Origin of the sequence: Brucella tritici (assembly GCF_008932295.1) — a bacterium.
GTDB lineage: Bacteria > Pseudomonadota > Alphaproteobacteria > Rhizobiales > Rhizobiaceae > Brucella > Brucella tritici.
The window spans coordinates 60,340-78,246 of sequence record NZ_WBWA01000001.1; the positions used below are offsets into that span (position 1 = coordinate 60,340).

Below are 17,907 nucleotides of genomic sequence, written 5' to 3' on the forward strand. Positions count from 1 at the left end.
GGTCAGCGCGAGAAGACTACCTTCTGAAACCTCAATAGAGAGGCATGGCATGACGGTTGAATCCAGGTCGGTTCGTATTATCCGGACAGTTGTCGAAACACTGCGCCCACAATTCAACGTGGAACTCTGGGACGGCACACGCATCGGTGCATTCGATGGCCCATCATTGGTAATCAACGACCCGACAATCGTTCGACAGCTTCTTCTCAAGCCCAACTATGATTCCCTGATTGATATCTGGACATCCGGTCGCGTCGATATCAGCAACGGTACGATCTTCGATCTCGCTAAAGCCAAGACCGACGGGAGTGTGAAGAACAGGTTGAAAGAACTGCCAAAATGGCAACTGCTCAAGGATCTTCCGGCTCTTCTGTTGGCTGGCAAAACCGATGCGCGGGAAGTTCTTGACGGCAAGGAGCCGTTCGTCAGCGGGTCGAGCAAGGAGGCGATTACCCATCATTATGATGTATCCAACGAGTTTTATCGCTTATTCCTCGATGAGCGAATGGTTTACACATGCGGCTACTTCACGGACTGGGCCAATGATATCGACCAGGCACAGAAGGACAAGCTGGAGCTCATCTGCCGTAAACTACGATTGAAACCCGGCGACCGTCTTCTGGATATCGGTTGCGGTTGGGGTGCCCTCCTAATCTATGCAGTGCAGAACTTTGGCGTCATCGGAACTGGCGTTTCATTGTCGGAAGCGCAAACCGCGCTGGCCCGCGAGAGGATCAAGCAGGCAGGACTTGAAGATAGGATTACCATCCACGTCAAATCCTATGCAGAGCTCGACGGTCAGTTCGACAAGATTTCGTCTGTGGGAATGTTCGAGCATGTGGGAATCGCCAACTACGATAGCTATTTCAGCGCTGTGAACCGGCTTCTACGCCCCGGTGGGCTTTACATGCATCACGCAATCACAAGGCGTATGAAGAAGGACAAGAAATCCTTCAAACGAAAAAGTGCAGAGCATAAGGCTCTTGTGAAATACATTTTCCCCGGTGGGGAACTCGATCATCTTGGAATGACCGTAGAGAACCTTGAAGGACACGGGTTCGAAGTCCACGACGTCGAAAATCTGCGCGAACATTATGGCCGCACCTGCCGGTTATGGTGTGAACGACTGTATTCCAATTTCGACAAAGCCGTTGCCGAAATCGGTTATCCGAAAGCGCGTCTCTGGCTACTCTATCTCGCGGGATGTTCGCTGGCATTTGAGAGAGGCACCGTCCAGATCAACCAGACGGTGGCTTCAAAACGCAAACGCGGCATTTCCGCTGTACCGCAGACGAGAGCGGACATCTATACCAGTTTCAGCGAGCCGGGAGGTGAGTAGGCAGCGTGGGGAATCGCCGCTGAGACCCACGACCGGCTAGACAGTCTCCGCTAACTGTAAGGTTTGTATCGGATTGGCCTGAATCTGACGCCAGAGAGGCGTCATTGCGGCTGTGATGTCTCTATAAAGCGCGTAACGGCGATTATAGTGTCCATCCAGCGCGGCGTTCGGCTTGTAGTGCCGATCAGCGCGCACCATGGCATTGGCGCCTTCTGTGAAATCTGAGAACAGACCACCCCCCGTGCCTGCTGCGATGGCTGCGCCAAGTGCGCCCGTTTCTCGTGAGACGGCAACGGTTACAGGCACGCCGAGCACATCGGCAAATATCTGGGGCCAGAGACGACTACGCGAGCCGCCGCCGGAAAGCACTGCCTCCTCGAAAGTTGCACCTGCTTTTCGAATTGTCTCCACGTGCTGGCGGTGACCGAAGGCAACACCCTCAAGCAAAGCGCGTATCAGATGTCCCTTCGTATGCCAGCCCGCAATACCGTAAAACCCAGCGCGGGCGTGACCGTCCTGTTGCGCGCCGTAGAGATAAGGGTGGTAAAGCGGATCATCATTTGCTGGCTCTATCGCTGCGGCCAGGCTGCAGCAAACATCGAATGGCGAGACATCGGCATGATGGTCACCTTCAAAGAACTCCCGTACCAGCCATTCCAGATTTGCAGCCGACGTCGCGCTGTTTTCCATAGCCATGTAACGGTTGCGATCAAAAGTAGAGGTCATGAAGACTGGCCCCTTGAGATCAGGACTATCGACAATAATCTGGTTGATGCTCCAGGTACCCGCGATGATCGATGCACTTCCTGAGCGCGAGACGCCAGACCCCAGCGCCGACGCTACAACATCGAAGAGGCCTCCAACAACGGGCGTACCCGCCGCAAGCCCAGTCTCCCGTGCCACAGCCTCAGTTACATTACCTGCAATATTATCGCTTTCGATGAGCGGCGGCAGGATGTCCATACTGTCACCCAAACCATAAGCGTCCATCAAAGCACTGTTGTAACGGCGCGTTGCAAGATCGAGCAAGCCCGCCCCTGACATGTCGGAAACTTCGCTGAAACGTTTGCCTGTCAAGCGATTGACTACGAAATCCTTGGAGAAGAATACAGTGCCAATCCGACCGAACAGTTCGGGCTGATAGCGCTTCAGCCAGGCGAGCAGTGTCGGGGTTTGGGAGGGCCATGGACGCTGGCGCGCTATCGGGTACGTCTTCGCGCCCACCCCTTCCGCCACCCACTCTTCAACGAGACCGGTCGCGCGGGTGTCGAGCGACTGGATGCCTATGAGCGGTTCTCCCTCCCGGTCGAGCGCATAGAGCCCGTTACCATGTCCGGCACAGCCGATAGCGGCAATATCGCTCGCCGCTATACCCGCCTTATCGAGGCAAGCCCCTATAACCCGTTTGGCATTGGACCAGAGCTCGCCAAGGTCACGCTCGACGTGACCAGGATGCGGCATACGGCTATGTCCTTCTTCACCTGCATGCGCGAGCTCCCGTCCCGAAAGATCAAAAACCACCGCCTTGATGACAGTGTTGCCCGCATCGAGCCCCAACAGATATTTTTGCATGCAGAACCCCTCCCAAGGTCCAACCAATCCAGTAACTCAGCCCTGCTGATAGAGCGAATAGGCCTCCTCGCCACTCGCATTCTTATGGATAATCGCCATCAATCCGCGCACCACGGCGCTTGGATTGGCATGCTGATATATGTTACGCCCATAGACCATGCCCATTGCACCTTGCTGCATCAAGGCTGCAGATTTAGCAAACACGGCGGAGAGATCCTCCTTGCCGCCGCCACGCACCAGCACCGGACAGCGCGCCGTCTCTACGACACGATGGAAATCCTCTGCATTTGTTGTCGGGTCTGCCTTGATGATGTCAGCTCCCATTTCACGGGCGAGCCGTGTGAGTGTCACGATCTTGTCGGCATCACCGTCGACCATGTAGCCACCGCGCTCTGTGACTGGCTGCATGACGAGCGGTTCGATCATGAGCGGCATGCCATATTTTTCACAGTCTGCCCGGACGCGGGAAATGTTCTGTACGCATTGACGAAAGAGAGCCGGCTCGTCCGGCAGCATGAAGAGGTTCACCACCACGCAAGCCGCATCCATTTGGAGCGCTCCAATCAGCGGATCGGCCTCGTTTTGTAGCACCGCCCACATGTCGCGATGGCGGTTTCGGTTATAGGGATTGCCCATGTCGAGGCGCATGACCAGCGCTGGCTTATCCTTGCCGGGAATATCCTGCAGCAGATCAGCCTGACCATAGTTCATCTGGATGGCATCAGGCTTTGCGTCAACCAATGCCTTAACGACAACTGGCATATTCTCCAATCCGTCGAGAAAAGATGGTTCATTGCACACGCCATGATCGACAGCCACATCCAGACAACGACCGTTGCCGAACAACCGGTTCATCCGGACTTTGCAGTTTTCTCGCATAATTCACTCCTTTGATCGTTCCTTGCGGAAAGGGTTTCCTTGGAGACACCGTGGTGCTCGCGCATGAGGGTTAGAAATCGCGTCAGCTCTGCGTCGCGGTGCTTTGGCGACCAACTTTTCTCCGTCGCCAGTAAATCAAGCACAGCTTCGACCATGGCGAGAGAGAGTTCGCCGGAAATCGCCAATGTCGTGCGACGGAGAAGCAAGTCGTCGAGATGCTCAGTCGCCTCGGTTTGGATGAGATAGGAAAGCTCCCGCCTGCTATAGTCAGGTTTGGGCAAGGCATAATCCGACCCTTCCACGATGAAACGAGCGATTTTGACGGCATCTGTGCCGTAACGTTCAAAGAGTGTTTCAACGCGGTTTACGGGAAGTCCGGTGGCGGTTGCCGTTTTTGAGATCCAGCTTGCACGGTTTTTCGGAAATTCGCGTCCACCACCTATGGCGCGTTCCGTTGTGTCGATCCGTCGCGACAAACCGAGCCGCTTCAGCGCCATATCGGCCGCCATTTCGCCAAAGGAGCGGAAAGTCGTCCATTTTCCGCCGATCATGCAGAGGACCGGCGGACGCCCATTCTGCCCTTCGAGTACCGTACAGAAATGGTCGCGTGGGATACGCCCTGTAAAACTGTCATTGCTGGCTGGCAACGGGCGCACACCTGCGAACTGGAAGACAATCTCCTCAGGACGTACTTTGATTTCCGGCAACACGAAGGCGAGCGATTGCAAAATGTAGTCCCGTTCGTCAGTCTCGCAGCGCACCGTGCCGGGATCGTCAACGCGAATATCGGTCGAGCCGACGAGAACTTTGCCGAGATAGGGGAACAGGATGCAAATGCGCCCGTCCTCGTTCTCGTAATAGATCATGTGCCCATCAAGACTGTCACTAAGAGCAGAATTATCGACAATAAGATGCGATCCTTTGGTGCCTCCCATCAACGGAGCAGGCTGAGCCTCTTTTGGAAACAGCGTGCCATTCGCGATATCGATCCAGCCGCCCGTGGCGTTTATGACCAGACGCGGCTGGATGGATATTATTTCACCGGAAACGCCATCGAATAATTGGAAATTACCATCGCCGGTTTCCCGAATTGTCGCATAGTTCAGCGCATTGGCATTTGGTCCAGCAGAAAGGCCATCGCGCAGGAGTTCGATCCCAATCCGCTCCGGGTGGCTGACCCACGCATCGAAGTAGGTGGCAGAACTACGGATCGCAGGATTGAGCGAAGGCCATTTTGCAAGTGTCGTTTTGCGACTGCGAAAACGATGCTTCGGCATAAGCGCTCGTTTACGCGTCAGAAAATCGTAGATGCCTAGCCCTGCCTTGATAGCGATTGCACCGCGTCGGCTCGGACGGCGGGTAAGCCCCAGAAAACGCACAATCCCATTTCCTAACCCCGAAAAAATGTCGAAGATCGGAACCGTCGTCGGCAATGGCGCGACATAATGGGGAGCATTGCGCAGCAATCTGTCACGCTCGACCAGGGATTCCTTCACGAGACTGAATTCGCCATTCTCCAGATAACGCAATCCGCCATGAACCATGCGCGAGAGCGCTGCACTGGCACCTGAGCAATAATCGGACTGCTCAACCAGCAGCACGTTCACGCCCTGCAGCGCAAGCTCACGGAAAACGCTGAGCCCGTTAATGCCACCGCCGACGACACAAACGTCCACCTTCGGGCTCTGGCGGAGCCCGTCTAATATCTCTTTTCGGTTCATGATGGCCGTCCGTTATCCGTCCATGTTAACCAGTTGTGCCGAAATGGCCGTGTCGATAGCCGCAAGGTCATCGGACGAAAGCCGGAGCCTTCCTGCCTGCGCATTGTCGAGGGCCTGCGCTGGATTTCTCGCCCCGCAAAGTGCGAAGGTCACTCCCGACCGCGCCAGCGTCCAAGCAATCACGATCTGGGCTATCGTCGCGCCATGGCGATCGGCGACCGGCTTTATAGCCGTCGCGAAATCCTTTGCCTTCTGCCGGTTGGCAACGGAAAAGCGTGGATTGTCCTTGCGTTGATCGTCCCCGGAAAACACACGTTCCGGTCCGATCATGCCAGACAGAAGACCAAGCGCGAGTGAAGAATAGCTCAACGTCGATACGTTGTTTGCCGTCGTAAGCGGCAGCAGGTCTTGCTCGATCTCGCGATCGATCATGCTGAACCGCTCCTGGATCGCATCAAGCGCGCCAGTCTGGATATATTGTTCCAGTTCCGGCGGATTGACGTTGCTGGCACCAACAGCCCGGATTTTACCGGCCTGTTTCAGTTCTTCGAGCGCCGCTACAGTCTCTTCGATTGGCGTCGTCGAGTCCTGCCAATGGGTGATGTAGAGGTCGATATAATCGGTACCAAGGCGACGCAGGCTTTCCTCGACCTCATGGATGATCGCATCCCGCCCCAGATAGCGATGGACTGGCTTTCCATCCTGATCGAAGAAGTGCTTACCTTTCTGGGTATGCCAGACGAGGCCGCATTTGGTAGCAATTACGGCCTTGTCGCGGCGTCCGGCAATTGCTTTGCCTACAATTTCCTCAGAGCGTCCGAGGCCGTAGGCTGGCGCCGTATCGATCAGTGTCACGCCAGCGTCCAGTGATGACTGGATAGCTGCGATAGATTGGGCTTCATCCGTTCCGCCCCACATCCAGCCGCCTATGGCCCATGTACCGAGACCGACTGCGGAAGCCTTGACGCCGGAGCGCCCGATTTCGCGGATCAACTGTTCGCCGCTCATGCGGAATATCCTTCTTGGGATGCGAGTTCTAGAATGCGGGTACCAGTCGCTTCGTCGGTGACAAGCGTATCGAGATGATTGCCGCGAAGAACGCTCAGGATAGACTCGGCCTTGTTCAATCCGCTGGCGACACCGATCTTCGTCGGGATATGCGCAAACTCATCCAGCGTAAGCGAGACCAGCGCCCGGTTAAGGCTGTATTCACATACCTGACCGCCAACATCGAGCAGATGAGCGAGAAGTTCCGCACTGGCACCGGAATGTTCGATAGCAGTACGATCCTCGCTCGATGACGGGTGCAGGTCGTAATAGGTCGAATCCGTGCTCATAATGGAGCCGATACCGACGATGGCTACCTTGGCTTCCCTCGCCCGCCGAAACACGTCAGCTACAGAACGCATGTTCATCAGCATTGCGCGCTGCGCAGCATCATCTGCAAACAAGGGCGCGTGTATTTGATAAGAATGCCCACCGAGTTTTTCGGCCATCAACGTCGAGACGTGATTCACGTCAGTATAGTGTTTTCCCTGCACACAGCCCGTTGCTGGAATAACCTCGACATCGAAACGGCGCGGCGCTTGAATTCCCGCGACCACTGCGCTGACGCCTTTTCCACCCGTGATGCAAATCGTGTCACCATCGGCAATCTCTTCGAGAAGCATTCGGGCGGCTGCCTCCCCCACCGACAGCAGAGCTGTTTGCGGGTTGTCGGATACGGTCGGCACGACGACTGCCCGACTGATACCGCCAATTCCCAACAGTCGTTCTTCCAGATCGACAAGAGGCTCGACTGGCGATTTGATCTTGATTTCCACGAGACCAAGCTGGCGGCCGCGTTTGATGAGCCGGTTGACAGTTGCGTGAGAAATCCCAAGTTGGTCAGCAATCTGCGCCTGTGTCAGTCCTTCCAGAAAATGCAGCACAAGTGCCTGATGCATCTGGCGGGCAACGACGATTTCCTCACGTGGCGCTATTCCTTTCGGCTTCAGTTTAGCAACGGACATATCAGGACGCCTTCCGCTTGTGCAGGAAATGGTCGATGGAAACTGCGGCGAGAAGGATGCAGCCCTTGATCATATCCTGCCAGTACACCGAAACATTGAGCAGGATCAGCGAGGATGTGACCAGCGACAGCAGTGCCATACCAAGAATAGCACCAAGGATCGTGCCGGAACCACCGCTGAGCGATGCACCGCCGATAACTGCGGCAGCGATAATATTCAGCTCCATGCCAACGCCGAAAGTAGGCGTCGCGGCACCGAAGCGGGACATATAGATGACGCCTGCAACACCGGCGAGCGTCGAACACAGCACCGTCACCCAGAATTTGACCTGGTTCGTTTTGATGCCGGAATAAAGCGCAGCCTTCTCATTGCTGCCGGTATAGAACACCTTGCGAAAGGCCGTGGCCCGGCGCAGCAGAAAATCGAACAGAATAACGACAGCGACGAAAATCAGGATGACATAAGGGATGCCATAAAAGGTACCCTGCCCCACCGCCTTAAAACTAGGAGGCAGCGTGAAAAGCGACAGTGGCGTTCCTTTGGTAATGATAAGGCAGAGGCCGCGTACAATTACCATGGCTGCCAGCGACGTAATGAAGTGGTTGAGGCCAACGACTGTTACGAAGAAACCCATAATACCGCCGATCGCAGCGCTTGCCGCAATACCGACAAGCGACGCTGTCCACGGATCGAGCCCGGCAAGAAAGAGCGCACCGGAGAGGACCATGGAGAAACAGACCACCGAGCCCACCGAAAGGTCGATGCCCCCGACAATCAGCAGGATCGTCATCCCCACCACGACGATGCCTTCCACCGAGAAGCTCATCAACATCGCACGAAAATTGCCGAGCGTCAGAAAGTGCGGCGACGCAAAACTCATCACCACGGCCAATGCCAGAATGATTGCAATCAGACCGGCTTCACGCATGGTCCCAATGCGCCTTATCGACGAGTTTTTCGGCGCAACTGCTGCCATTGTGTCGATTGCCATTTCACCCTCTCCCATTTTCTTTTCATGCGGCATGGTGCGATGCCCGTTCCGCGCCAATGCCTGAAGCAAGAAGGATTACCGCCTCTTCCGACATGGTGTCCGCAGAAAGCTCTCCCGCAATGTGCCCTTCCCGAACGACTAGTACACGATCAGAAAGACCAAGCAGTTCCGGCATTTCCGACGAAATGACGATGATACCGATACCGGAGCGCGCAAGCTCCCGCAGCAGGCGATGAATTTCCGCCTTTGCGCCGACATCAATGCCCCGTGTTGGTTCATCCATCAGAATGACTTTAGGTTTCACAGCCAGTTGTTTGGCAATTGCCACTTTCTGTTGATTGCCGCCCGAAAGTGATTTCACCGGCGCTTCGATGCCGCCCATACGTACGGAAAGCCGTTTCGCAAAATCCTCTGCAAGTGCGGCCTCCGCCCGCCCATTCAGAAGCCCGGCGCCATTAGTCAATGATTTCAGGTCCAGCACGGAAATATTCTGGGCGATGGACATTTCGAGAAATACACCAGAACCTTTGCGGTCTTCGGAAAGATAAACAATGCCGGCCTTGGTGGCATCAGAATATGAATTTATCTTCTGTGTCTTGCCATGGAGGCGAACTGTTCTTGCGGTGCGCGGACGAAGGCCGCAGATACCTTCGGCAATCTCCGTTCGCCCAGATCCGATAAGGCCACCGATCCCAACAATTTCACCTTTGCGAACGGCAAAGCCCACGTCATTAAAGCGCACGCCATCGCTAATACCGTCAACTTCAAGAATGACTTCGCCTGCTAGCTCGTTCGGTCCGAGTTTATCCGGATAAAGCTGCGTGATCTCACGTCCCACCATCCGGCGCACCACATCGTCGGGTGTCACATCTGCAATATGATCGGTACAGACATAACGACCATCGCGGAAAACCGTCACGCGGTCGCAAAGGCTGAAAATCTCGGCCATCCGGTGACTGATATAGATGATAGAAATGCCGTTTGCCTTGAGGTCACGGATGATCGAAAAGAGCTGCTGGGCCTCCGTTTCCGTGAGCGCTGCTGTCGGTTCATCCAGAATCAATACGCGGCAATCGAGTGTTAGTGCTTTGGCGATCTCCACAAGCTGCTGGCTGGAAATCGGCAAGTCGGCGACCTTCTGTCGAACATCAATAGCTGCCAGGCGATTCATCACGATCTGGGCATCTCGTTCCAGCGTGCGGTAATTCATGAAAGGCGAACGGCGGCGATTGGTCGTCGCCATGAACATGTTTTCGGCCACTGTTGCGTCCGGGCAAAGTGCTATTTCCTGATGCACCAGACCGATACCAATCGACTGGGCCGCGGCGGGAGAAGCAATATGAACGGTCTTTCCGTCGATGCGTATTTCACCTTCGGTCGGTTGCAAAACGCCAGCGATAATGCTCATCAGTGTTGATTTTCCCGCACCATTCTCGCCGCACAGCGCATGAACCTCGCCACGTTCAAGCGTGAAATCTACTTGCGTCAGCGCTTTCACCGCTCCGAAATGCTTGGTTACGCCATGGATGGTCAGCACCGGTTCAGCCATCTTTTCCTCCCTCTTCGTCATAGCCATCCGCACCGCGGGGCGCGGATGGCTTCTTGAACAGAGCCTACTCCTCAATGCCCTTGGTACCGCGACGCTTCAGATATTTATCCCAATAGAAGTCGTCAGCATTTTCCGCCGTAACAATCGAAAGGCCGTTATCGACGACAGGAATGCTCATAGGGTTGAAGCCGGAACGCTTGGCATCGTTCATCGGGTCAATCAGTTCCGGATGCTTGGCGAGCCACAGCAACATGAAGCCCATATAGCCCTGCATACCCTGGTTCGGATTGATCGAACCGAAGACTTCTCCAGCCTTGATCATGTCGAGGATATTGGCGTTGACGTCCGCACACATGACGAGGACCTTACCGCCTGCTTCCTTGTTCGCTTGCGCAGCCCCAATTGCGGAGTTAGCCTCTGGCATGAAAACCGCACCGAGGTTTGGATTTGCCTGAATGAGGCTCGACAGACCCTGATAAGCCTTGGTCGGGTCCTGATTGGAAGCAGCGCGACCGACCAGTTTCATGTCCGGCCACTTTTCTTCCATACGGGCAATGAAGGCTGCAATCCGCTTGTCGTGATTATCCTGTCCCGGATTTTCAAGAACTGCATATTCGCCTTTGCCGCCCATTTTCTGGGCAATGGCATCGGCCGCATAAGTGCCTTCGCGGGTATTGTCCGAAGTGATGAAGGACACACGCTTCGACAGCGGTGAGTCTGCTGCGAATGTGACGACCGCCGTGCCCTGATCAATCGCCCGGTTGATAGGCTCGATGAACGGGTCGGAATTCATTGGATGAACGAGAATGCCAGCTGGGTTCTGCGCCAAAGCCTGATCGAACGTGGCGATCTGCTTGTTCACATCATATTCCGGCGTACCGGTATATTCCGTCTCACAGCCGAACTGCTGACCGGCCTGCTTAAACATTTCATAGACGGGAAACCAGTATTCAACGCCAGAAACCATGACGTTCATCACATATTTTTCGCCCGGTTTACAGCGGAACGGATTTTCCGTCTCGGCTGCCGTTGCGGAACCGGCCAGAAGCGTTGCCGCAAGAACCGCCATCGCGGTTGTGCTCAGAAAATTGCGCAAGTGTCCTCCTCGAGGCCGAAGCCCCTCCCAAACGCGCGGATAGCGTCCCAAAAACGCCGTTGATCTTTATGAAGACCGGTCCTCCTCCTCGAAGACCAGTATTGATAGCTAATCGCAAAGAAACGCACCTGTCAATATAATTCATATAATGAAATATATTTCATAACATTTGTTCATTTTGCCTGTGGTCAAGCTGGATCGGTGGCGAAGCGCATATCTGGGTGATGAAATTTTTGACGCTGCCCGCATGTTCCCTATCTCTAAAAATAGCAACCACTTCCGACATGATCGGCTTTCCCGCTATTGGACGAAAAACCGTATTGGGCATGCGCACGACGTTTCTCACCACGCCCGGTATTACCGATATGCCTGCACCCAAAGACACTTGTGTCAGAACAGCAAGAAGACCGCCCGGCTTTGCAACGATCCTTGGAGTGAATCCTCCGCGCTTCGCGACTTCATACGTGCCTGCCTCCTGTTCCGGCAGAATAAACCGGCTTTCCACAAGAAGAGCATATTGATCCTCCAACTCAGCAACCGCAAGCCGATGGTCGGAGGGCAGCGCCAGACAAAAATAGTCTTGTAGCAAAACATGAGCGCTGAGTGATGGTGGGAGCGACATCGGCATACGGACGAAGCCGATGTCGAGATGCCCGTCCTCAATGAGCTTCGGTAGATCCTCCATCGGAAATTCGCGCGAGTGAAGTTCCACTTGGGGCCAATCATGCGAGAAATGGCCGATCTGCATCTGCAAGGCTCCGGCATAAGCCGCCGAACCGACATAGCCTATTTCGATCCGACCGATTTCCCCCCGCCCGGCTCTGCGTCCGACACTTTCTGCCTTGTCGAACTGATCCAGCACCAATCTTGCTTCCTTGAGAAAGACCTCGCCCGCCGGGGTGATTGTGACTGAACGTTTGGTTCTGAGAAAAAGCTTCGCACCGAGCCGCCGCTCGATTTCCTGTATCTGAACCGTGAGCGTCGGAGCAGCTATGTTCAACCGCTCTGCTGCTCTTGAAAAATGAAGCTCTTCGGCGAGTGTCACAAAATAACGAAGGTGTCTGAGTTCCATATGCGAATCCCATAATTAGGCAAGAACTAATATTATTTCAAAATACCGCGAATGAAAGAAATTCAAATATCCTGTTTACTGGCAGCTCAATCGCTATGAAGGAAAGCCTGATGCCTCCACGTCCTGCCACGGTTATAGTCTCGATGATCGCAACGATAGTTCTCGCCAGCCCGGTATCAGCATTGGAGCTACCCACCAAACCCTATCTCACCCTTGAAGCGGCACGCTCTGTTGTGGCCGCTGCCGAAAAGGAAGCAGCAGCGAAGGGCTGGCCCTGCGTGATCTCGGTCGTAGATGCTGAAGGGCTGCCGATTCTCACTGTACGTATGGACAACGCGTCAGTACCTGCCGGTATCGAGCTTGCACCCGGCAAAGCTCGCACAGCCGCTCTTTTCCGTCGGGAAAGCGGCGTTCTCGAAGACGCTATTAATGGGGCACGCCCTGCCGCTATCACCGCGCGCGGCTTCGTGCTTATGCGCGGCGGAGTTCCCATCACCGTGAATGGCACAATGGTCGGGGCTATCGGTGTATCAGCCGATACACCAGATCATGACCAGCAGATCGCGAAGGCTGGTGTGGCAGCGCTGACAACAAAATGACGACAGCTCTTGCATCCACGCCGCGCGTTATCAATTCAACTTTCATTTTGCTGACAGCCTCAACCGGTTGCGCGATGACCGTGCTGGACACGAATGTTGTCGCGATGGTCCTACCGACTATTTCACGCGAATTTTCAGCAAGTTTTGCGGATGTCGAGTGGGTTATCAGCACTTATGTTCTTTGTTTTGCATCACTCCTCTTACCAGCCGGCGCCCTGGCCGATCGGTTCGGACGCCGCACTGTTTTCCTGATCGGAATTGGCGCGTTCGCATTGTCGTCCTGGCTTTGCGGTGTGGCAAATTCTGCCAGTACACTTTATCTCGCCCGTGCATTGCAAGGCGCAAGCGCGGCCTTCCAGCTCGCACCCGCACTCGCAATCATTGGCCATACGTTCCATACCGAAGACGAACGTAACCGTGCATGGTCAATCTGGGGTGGTATCATGGGCCTGACCATGGTCCTGTCGCCAGTTATCGGCGGCATCATTGCCCATGCGCTTGGCTGGCGATGGGCATTCTACATAAACATACCCATCAGCATTGTTCTGGCACTTGCTACACTGCGTTTCGTCGCGGATTCAAATGATGAAAATGCGCGACGTCTCGATCCTATCGGGATCATTTCCTTTGCGGCGACCATGTTTGCATTAACATGGGGGCTCATCAATGGGCAGGCACATGGCTGGACATCTCCAATCGCTGTGACAGGTTTTGTCAGCGGCGTTGCCGGGTTGGTGATTTTTCTTATCGCCGAAACTGCCCAGCAGCGCCCGATGCTCGATCTCGGCCTGTTTCGCAATCCCCGCTTCATTGGTGGTGTCTGGGCGATGTTCACCTATGCCGCCTGCGCGCAGGTGATGGCATCCATGCTGCCACTGTTCCTTCAGAACGGCTTTGGTCAACCACCATTGCAAGCTGGTTTTGCCATGCTTCCATTTGCAAGCGCAATGTTGATCTTCCCCAATGTCGGGCGCTTTCTCGGGAAGAAAGTATCATCGCGAGAAATTCTTGCCCTCGGCCTCATGATCGTGGGCGTCGGCAGTCTTGTGACAAGCCTCGGTGCACATTCTGGAAACTGGTCTATCGTGATGTGCGGCATGTTTCTTATCGGGAGCGGTGGCGGCCTGCTGAACGGTGAGACCCAGAAGGCGATTATGAGCACGGTTTCGCGCGAACGGGCCGGGATGGCATCTGGCATCAGCACAACCGCTCGGTTTACTGGCATTCTGCTCGGCTTCGCGGTCTTGAGCGGTGTGTTAGCAAGTGCTGTCCGAACTCATCTAATTCAAACGGATTGCAGCGATCCGACATGCAGCGGAGATTTTGCCGATGCGATAGTGGCAGGCGACCTGCCCAATGCGCTTTACATGGTGGCACCGTCAGCCAGAACTGTCGCATCTGAACTTGCCATGCGGGGTTATTCCGCCGGTTTCTCAGTTGCGCTGCTGGTTTCCGCAACAGTCGCCATCGTCTCCTCGCTTCTGGTATACCGCCTGATGAAACGACAATAACCTTCTCGCGAAGGCTCTATTCCTTTTTGTAAAGTGTACGCGACCGCTCGAGATGACGGAGCATGGCAGCCTCGGCGCGGTCTGCATCCTTACCGGACAGGCAATCCAATATCTCCTCGTGCTCAACGAGGGTATACTTCTCCTTACCCGTCCAGATAAGCATATGAGTATGATACTCTTTCAGCCAGGCCAACATGGCCTCGCTCACTGCAACCAATATCGGATTACCGGCAATTCTGGCTATACGGACATGAAACTCCATATCGGCGGCGATAAATGCATCCGCGTCACCGAGCGACTCCCGCTGCCGTTCGATGATCTCTCGCAGTTCCGCAATATCATTTTCCGTTATCTTCTGCGCAGTCTCGCGAACAATACCGCGTTCGAAGAAAATTCTTGCACTCTTCAAATCCTCCAGCGTGTCCATTGATTGCGCAAGCATGATCTTCGCAGTCGGATCTACCTGCTGAAAGATCGACTTTGCCGTTAGCTTCAGCACCTTGGCACGCTCTCCGTGCGAAATACTGACCAACCCCATTTTGGCAAGCGACTGCATTGCCTCACGAATTGCAGGGCGCCCAACACCGAAACGCTCCATCAAGACTCGCTCCGACGGCATTTCGTCTCCCGGCTCCAATTCGCCGGAGGTGATCATGTTTTCGAGCCGGTCAAAAACTTCGTCGGACAATTTGCGACGAACAATAGGTTCGATTGGCTGGTTCATTACATCTCACCCCTCACGCGCTTTTCCCTCTTATGCATCTTCGAATGCGTGGAGAAAAGCTATTTACCCACAGCAGTCGAAGCGTCTCACAATTTTTCACTTGCGCATAATGGAATACTCATTATACCAGTTATTCCGTATACGCCAGACGATTACGACTGGCAACGAACCAATGTCCGTTCCGGTAACAACCATGTACATCAGCCTGACCTATCGCATTGAGACTACCGGCAGCATCGAACAGATGGCAGCCAAAATTGCGAGCGATCAGTCGACCGGCACTTTTGTCGCCCTCCCCGGCGAGACCGAGGAGCTCAGGGCGCGCGTTGCAGCACGCGTGCTCGAAATTCGTCCACTTGGAGACGCAACGGCCCCTGCATGGCCAGAGCTTGAGCCCGGCCACAGCCCGATCAAGCGCGCCGATATCGATATTGCTTTTCCGCTCGACGCAATCGGTACTGATCTTGCAGCGCTGATGACGATTGCAGTTGGCGGTGTTTACTCGATCAAGGGCATGACCGGCATCCGCGTGGTCGATATGAAGCTGCCGGAAGCTTTCCGCACAGCCCATCCCGGCCCACAATTCGGCATTGCCGGAAGCCGTCGTCTGACAGGCGTTGAAAAGCGTCCGATCATTGGCACCATCGTGAAGCCCGCGCTGGGTCTCCGCCCGCATGAAACAGCGGAACTCGTCGGTGAACTGATTGAATCCGGCGTCGATTTCATCAAGGACGATGAAAAGCTGATGAGCCCGGCCTATTCGCCGCTCAAAGAGCGCATCGCCGCTATCATGCCGCTTATTCTCAATCATGAGCAGAAGACCGGCAAAAAGGTCATGTATGCTTTCGGCATTTCGCACACCGATCCTGACGAGATGATGCGCAACCATGACATGGTGCTGGAGGCTGGCGGCAATTGCGCTGTGGTCAACATCAATTCGGTCGGCTTTGGCGGCATGAGCTTCCTGCGCAAGCGCTCCGGCCTTGTTCTGCACGCACATCGTAATGGCTGGGATATTCTAACCCGTAATCCGGGCTCAGGCATGGATTTTCGTGTTTATCAGCAGTTCTGGCGCCTGCTCGGTGTCGATCAGTTCCAGATCAACGGCATCCGCGTGAAATACTGGGAGTCGGACGAAAGCTTCGTCAATTCGTTCAAAGCTATCAGCAGGCCGCTGTTCGACCCATCAGATTGCCCACTTCCTGTTGCTGGTTCTGGCCAGTGGGGCGGACAGGCACCTGAAACCTATGAGCGCACAGGTCGCACGACGGATCTGCTTTATCTGTGTGGTGGCGGCATTGTCAGCCATCCGGGCGGCCCGGCCGCTGGTGTCCGCGCTGTACGGCAGGCTTGGGAAGCAGCGGTCGCGGGCATCCCGCTTGAAGCTTATGCAGCAGACCATCCTGAACTTGCAGCTTCGCTCGCAAAATTCGGGACGGTAGGTGAGTAGATGACACAAGCTTCCAACGAATTGCTTCTGTCTTATTACGGCGACGACCTCACCGGCTCTACCGATGTTATGGAAGCCATGGCTTCCAACGGTGTTGACACTGTGCTGTTCATGAATGTGCCCGATGAAAAGCTTCTTTCACGCTTTTCGCACTGTAAGGCTATCGGTCTTGCAGGAACGAGCCGCAGCGAAACGCCAGAATGGATGCAGGAATATCTCACACCTGCATTCAACTGGCTCAAAAGCCTGAATGCTGCGATTACGCATTATAAGGTCTGCTCGACATTTGATTCCGCACCGCGTGTCGGGAGTATCGGCAAGGCTGTTGAAATCGGCAAAGCGATCTTTGATCAAGCCTATGTGCCGCTCGTTGTCGGTGCACCGCAGCTCAAGCGTTACACCACTTTCGGCAATCTCTTTGCCGCCTATCAGGGCGAGGTCTATCGTATTGACCGCCATCCGGTCATGAGCCGCCATCCGGTCACGCCAATGCACGAAGCGGACCTGCGCGAGCATCTGGCTAAGCAGACCGTGCTTAAAGCTGTTCTTGCTGATCTCGCAACGCTTTCAGCCCGAGATGCAGATTATCGCGTAAACGCCATTGCCAAAAATGCGGACGGCATGTTGCTGTTCGACGTCGACAGCCATGAAAGCCAACTGCAGGCAGGCCAACAGCTTTGGCGTCTGCGCCCTGATATGGGTTGGTTCGTTGCCGGCTCGTCCGGTGTTGAATATGCGCTTCTCGCTGCTTGGGCCAAGGCCGGACTAATCGGCGCGAAAAAAGAGTTTCCGCTTCCCGGCAAGGCTGACCGTATCGCGGTCGTTTCTGGCAGTGTCTCGCCAACGACAGAACGCCAGATCCGTCATGCGACAGCATCAGGCTTTATCGGCATTGATCTCAATCCGCTCGATCTTCTCGGCGAAAACGGTAATCAGGCAATCGAAACTGCCATTGCTGAAGGCCAGAAGGCGCTCAAGCACGGCAACAGCGTGATCCTCAGCACTGCGCTTGGCCCTTCAGCTGATCGCGGCACCGAAATCGATAAAATCACAGGCAGCCGTCACAAACTGGCGCGTAGCCTCGGCTTCATCCTCCGCAGCCTCGTCGAACGCGAACGGCTTACCCGCGCAGTTATTGCGGGCGGCGACACTTCTAGCCACGCATTGCGTGAACTGCATGTCGATGCACTCACCACACTTTTGCCGCTTCCGCAAACACCAGGCTCGCCGCTTTGCACGGCACACGGCTCACACGTCGCCACCAACGGTCTTCAGATCGCTCTCAAGGGCGGTCAGGTCGGCTCAGACCATTATTTCAGTCAGATTCGCGATGGAACCCTCACCTAGTCTGGAATACTCATTGACTGGTTATACCAGTTACGCTACCAAAAA

The 17,907-nt window shown here is 54.9% G+C and carries 15 protein-coding genes; 5 read left to right on the forward strand and 10 right to left on the reverse strand.

The features are described from left to right. The first annotated feature begins 49 nt into the window (after nt 1-49). The gene (locus F9K91_RS00275; RefSeq protein WP_151676884.1) at nt 50-1,339 is read left to right on the forward strand and encodes an SAM-dependent methyltransferase; all 1,290 of its coding nucleotides are present in this window, start codon (nt 50-52) and stop codon (nt 1,337-1,339) included. Nucleotides 1,340-1,375: 36 nt separating this feature from the next. Here F9K91_RS00275 and F9K91_RS00280 read toward each other — a convergent pair whose 3' ends face one another. The 9 genes from F9K91_RS00280 to F9K91_RS00320 all read right to left on the reverse strand — a co-directional run bounded on the left by F9K91_RS00280 (nt 1,376) and on the right by F9K91_RS00320 (nt 12,231). Further along, the gene (locus tag F9K91_RS00280) at nt 1,376-2,911 is read right to left on the reverse strand and encodes an FGGY-family carbohydrate kinase (protein ID WP_151676885.1); all 1,536 of its coding nucleotides are present in this window, start codon (nt 2,909-2,911) and stop codon (nt 1,376-1,378) included. A gap of 36 nt (nt 2,912-2,947) precedes the next feature. Next, the gene (locus tag F9K91_RS00285; protein ID WP_151555133.1) at nt 2,948-3,790 is read right to left on the reverse strand and encodes a class I fructose-bisphosphate aldolase; all 843 of its coding nucleotides are present in this window, start codon (nt 3,788-3,790) and stop codon (nt 2,948-2,950) included. After that, a complete protein-coding gene (locus tag F9K91_RS00290) occupies nt 3,763-5,511 on the reverse strand; it encodes a glycerol-3-phosphate dehydrogenase/oxidase (RefSeq protein ID WP_167522136.1) in 1,749 nt (582 codons plus the stop codon). The genes F9K91_RS00285 and F9K91_RS00290 overlap by 28 nt, the downstream gene beginning before the upstream one ends. A gap of 12 nt (nt 5,512-5,523) precedes the next feature. Then, the gene (locus tag F9K91_RS00295) at nt 5,524-6,519 is read right to left on the reverse strand and encodes an aldo/keto reductase (RefSeq protein ID WP_151555131.1); all 996 of its coding nucleotides are present in this window, start codon (nt 6,517-6,519) and stop codon (nt 5,524-5,526) included. After that, nucleotides 6,516-7,523 (reverse strand): sugar-binding transcriptional regulator, encoded by a 1,008-nt coding sequence (locus F9K91_RS00300; protein ID WP_151676886.1) that lies wholly within the window; start codon nt 7,521-7,523, stop codon nt 6,516-6,518. The genes F9K91_RS00295 and F9K91_RS00300 overlap by 4 nt, the downstream gene beginning before the upstream one ends. 1 nt (nt 7,524) lies before the next feature. Beyond that, the gene (locus F9K91_RS00305; protein ID WP_167522137.1) at nt 7,525-8,514 is read right to left on the reverse strand and encodes an ABC transporter permease; all 990 of its coding nucleotides are present in this window, start codon (nt 8,512-8,514) and stop codon (nt 7,525-7,527) included. Nucleotides 8,515-8,536: 22 nt separating this feature from the next. Beyond that, nucleotides 8,537-10,063 carry a sugar ABC transporter ATP-binding protein gene (locus F9K91_RS00310; protein ID WP_151676888.1) on the reverse strand — a complete coding sequence of 509 codons (1,527 nt, stop codon included), beginning with the start codon at nt 10,061-10,063 and terminating at the stop codon, nt 8,537-8,539. A 64-nt stretch (nt 10,064-10,127) separates the two neighbouring features. Beyond that, nucleotides 10,128-11,159 (reverse strand): substrate-binding domain-containing protein, encoded by a 1,032-nt coding sequence (locus F9K91_RS00315; protein ID WP_061346567.1) that lies wholly within the window; start codon nt 11,157-11,159, stop codon nt 10,128-10,130. Between the two features lie 160 nt (nt 11,160-11,319). Further along, complete coding sequence (locus tag F9K91_RS00320) at nt 11,320-12,231, reverse strand: LysR family transcriptional regulator (protein WP_151676889.1); 912 nt, start codon at nt 12,229-12,231, stop codon at nt 11,320-11,322. A gap of 110 nt (nt 12,232-12,341) precedes the next feature. On the opposite strand from F9K91_RS00320, the gene F9K91_RS00325 reads away from it, so the two are divergent. Together F9K91_RS00325 and F9K91_RS00330 are read left to right on the forward strand one after the other, a co-directional pair. Beyond that, complete coding sequence (locus F9K91_RS00325) at nt 12,342-12,830, forward strand: GlcG/HbpS family heme-binding protein (RefSeq protein WP_151555126.1); 489 nt, start codon at nt 12,342-12,344, stop codon at nt 12,828-12,830. Then, the gene (locus F9K91_RS00330) at nt 12,827-14,341 is read left to right on the forward strand and encodes an MFS transporter (RefSeq protein WP_151676890.1); all 1,515 of its coding nucleotides are present in this window, start codon (nt 12,827-12,829) and stop codon (nt 14,339-14,341) included. The genes F9K91_RS00325 and F9K91_RS00330 overlap by 4 nt, the downstream gene beginning before the upstream one ends. 16 nt (nt 14,342-14,357) lie before the next feature. Here the strand turns inward: F9K91_RS00330 and F9K91_RS00335 are convergent, their stop codons facing one another. Then, nucleotides 14,358-15,065 (reverse strand): transcriptional regulator NanR, encoded by a 708-nt coding sequence (locus F9K91_RS00335; protein WP_151555124.1) that lies wholly within the window; start codon nt 15,063-15,065, stop codon nt 14,358-14,360. A 193-nt stretch (nt 15,066-15,258) separates the two neighbouring features. Here F9K91_RS00335 and oiaX point away from each other — a divergent pair, with 193 nt between their 5' ends. Together oiaX and F9K91_RS00345 are read left to right on the forward strand one after the other, a co-directional pair. Then, on the forward strand, nt 15,259-16,515 hold the full coding sequence (oiaX, locus tag F9K91_RS00340) for a 3-oxo-isoapionate-4-phosphate decarboxylase OiaX (RefSeq protein ID WP_151677052.1): 1,257 nt from the start codon (nt 15,259-15,261) through the stop codon (nt 16,513-16,515). Further along, the gene (locus F9K91_RS00345) at nt 16,516-17,862 is read left to right on the forward strand and encodes a four-carbon acid sugar kinase family protein (RefSeq protein ID WP_151676891.1); all 1,347 of its coding nucleotides are present in this window, start codon (nt 16,516-16,518) and stop codon (nt 17,860-17,862) included. The last annotated feature ends 45 nt before the right edge of the window (nt 17,863-17,907 follow it).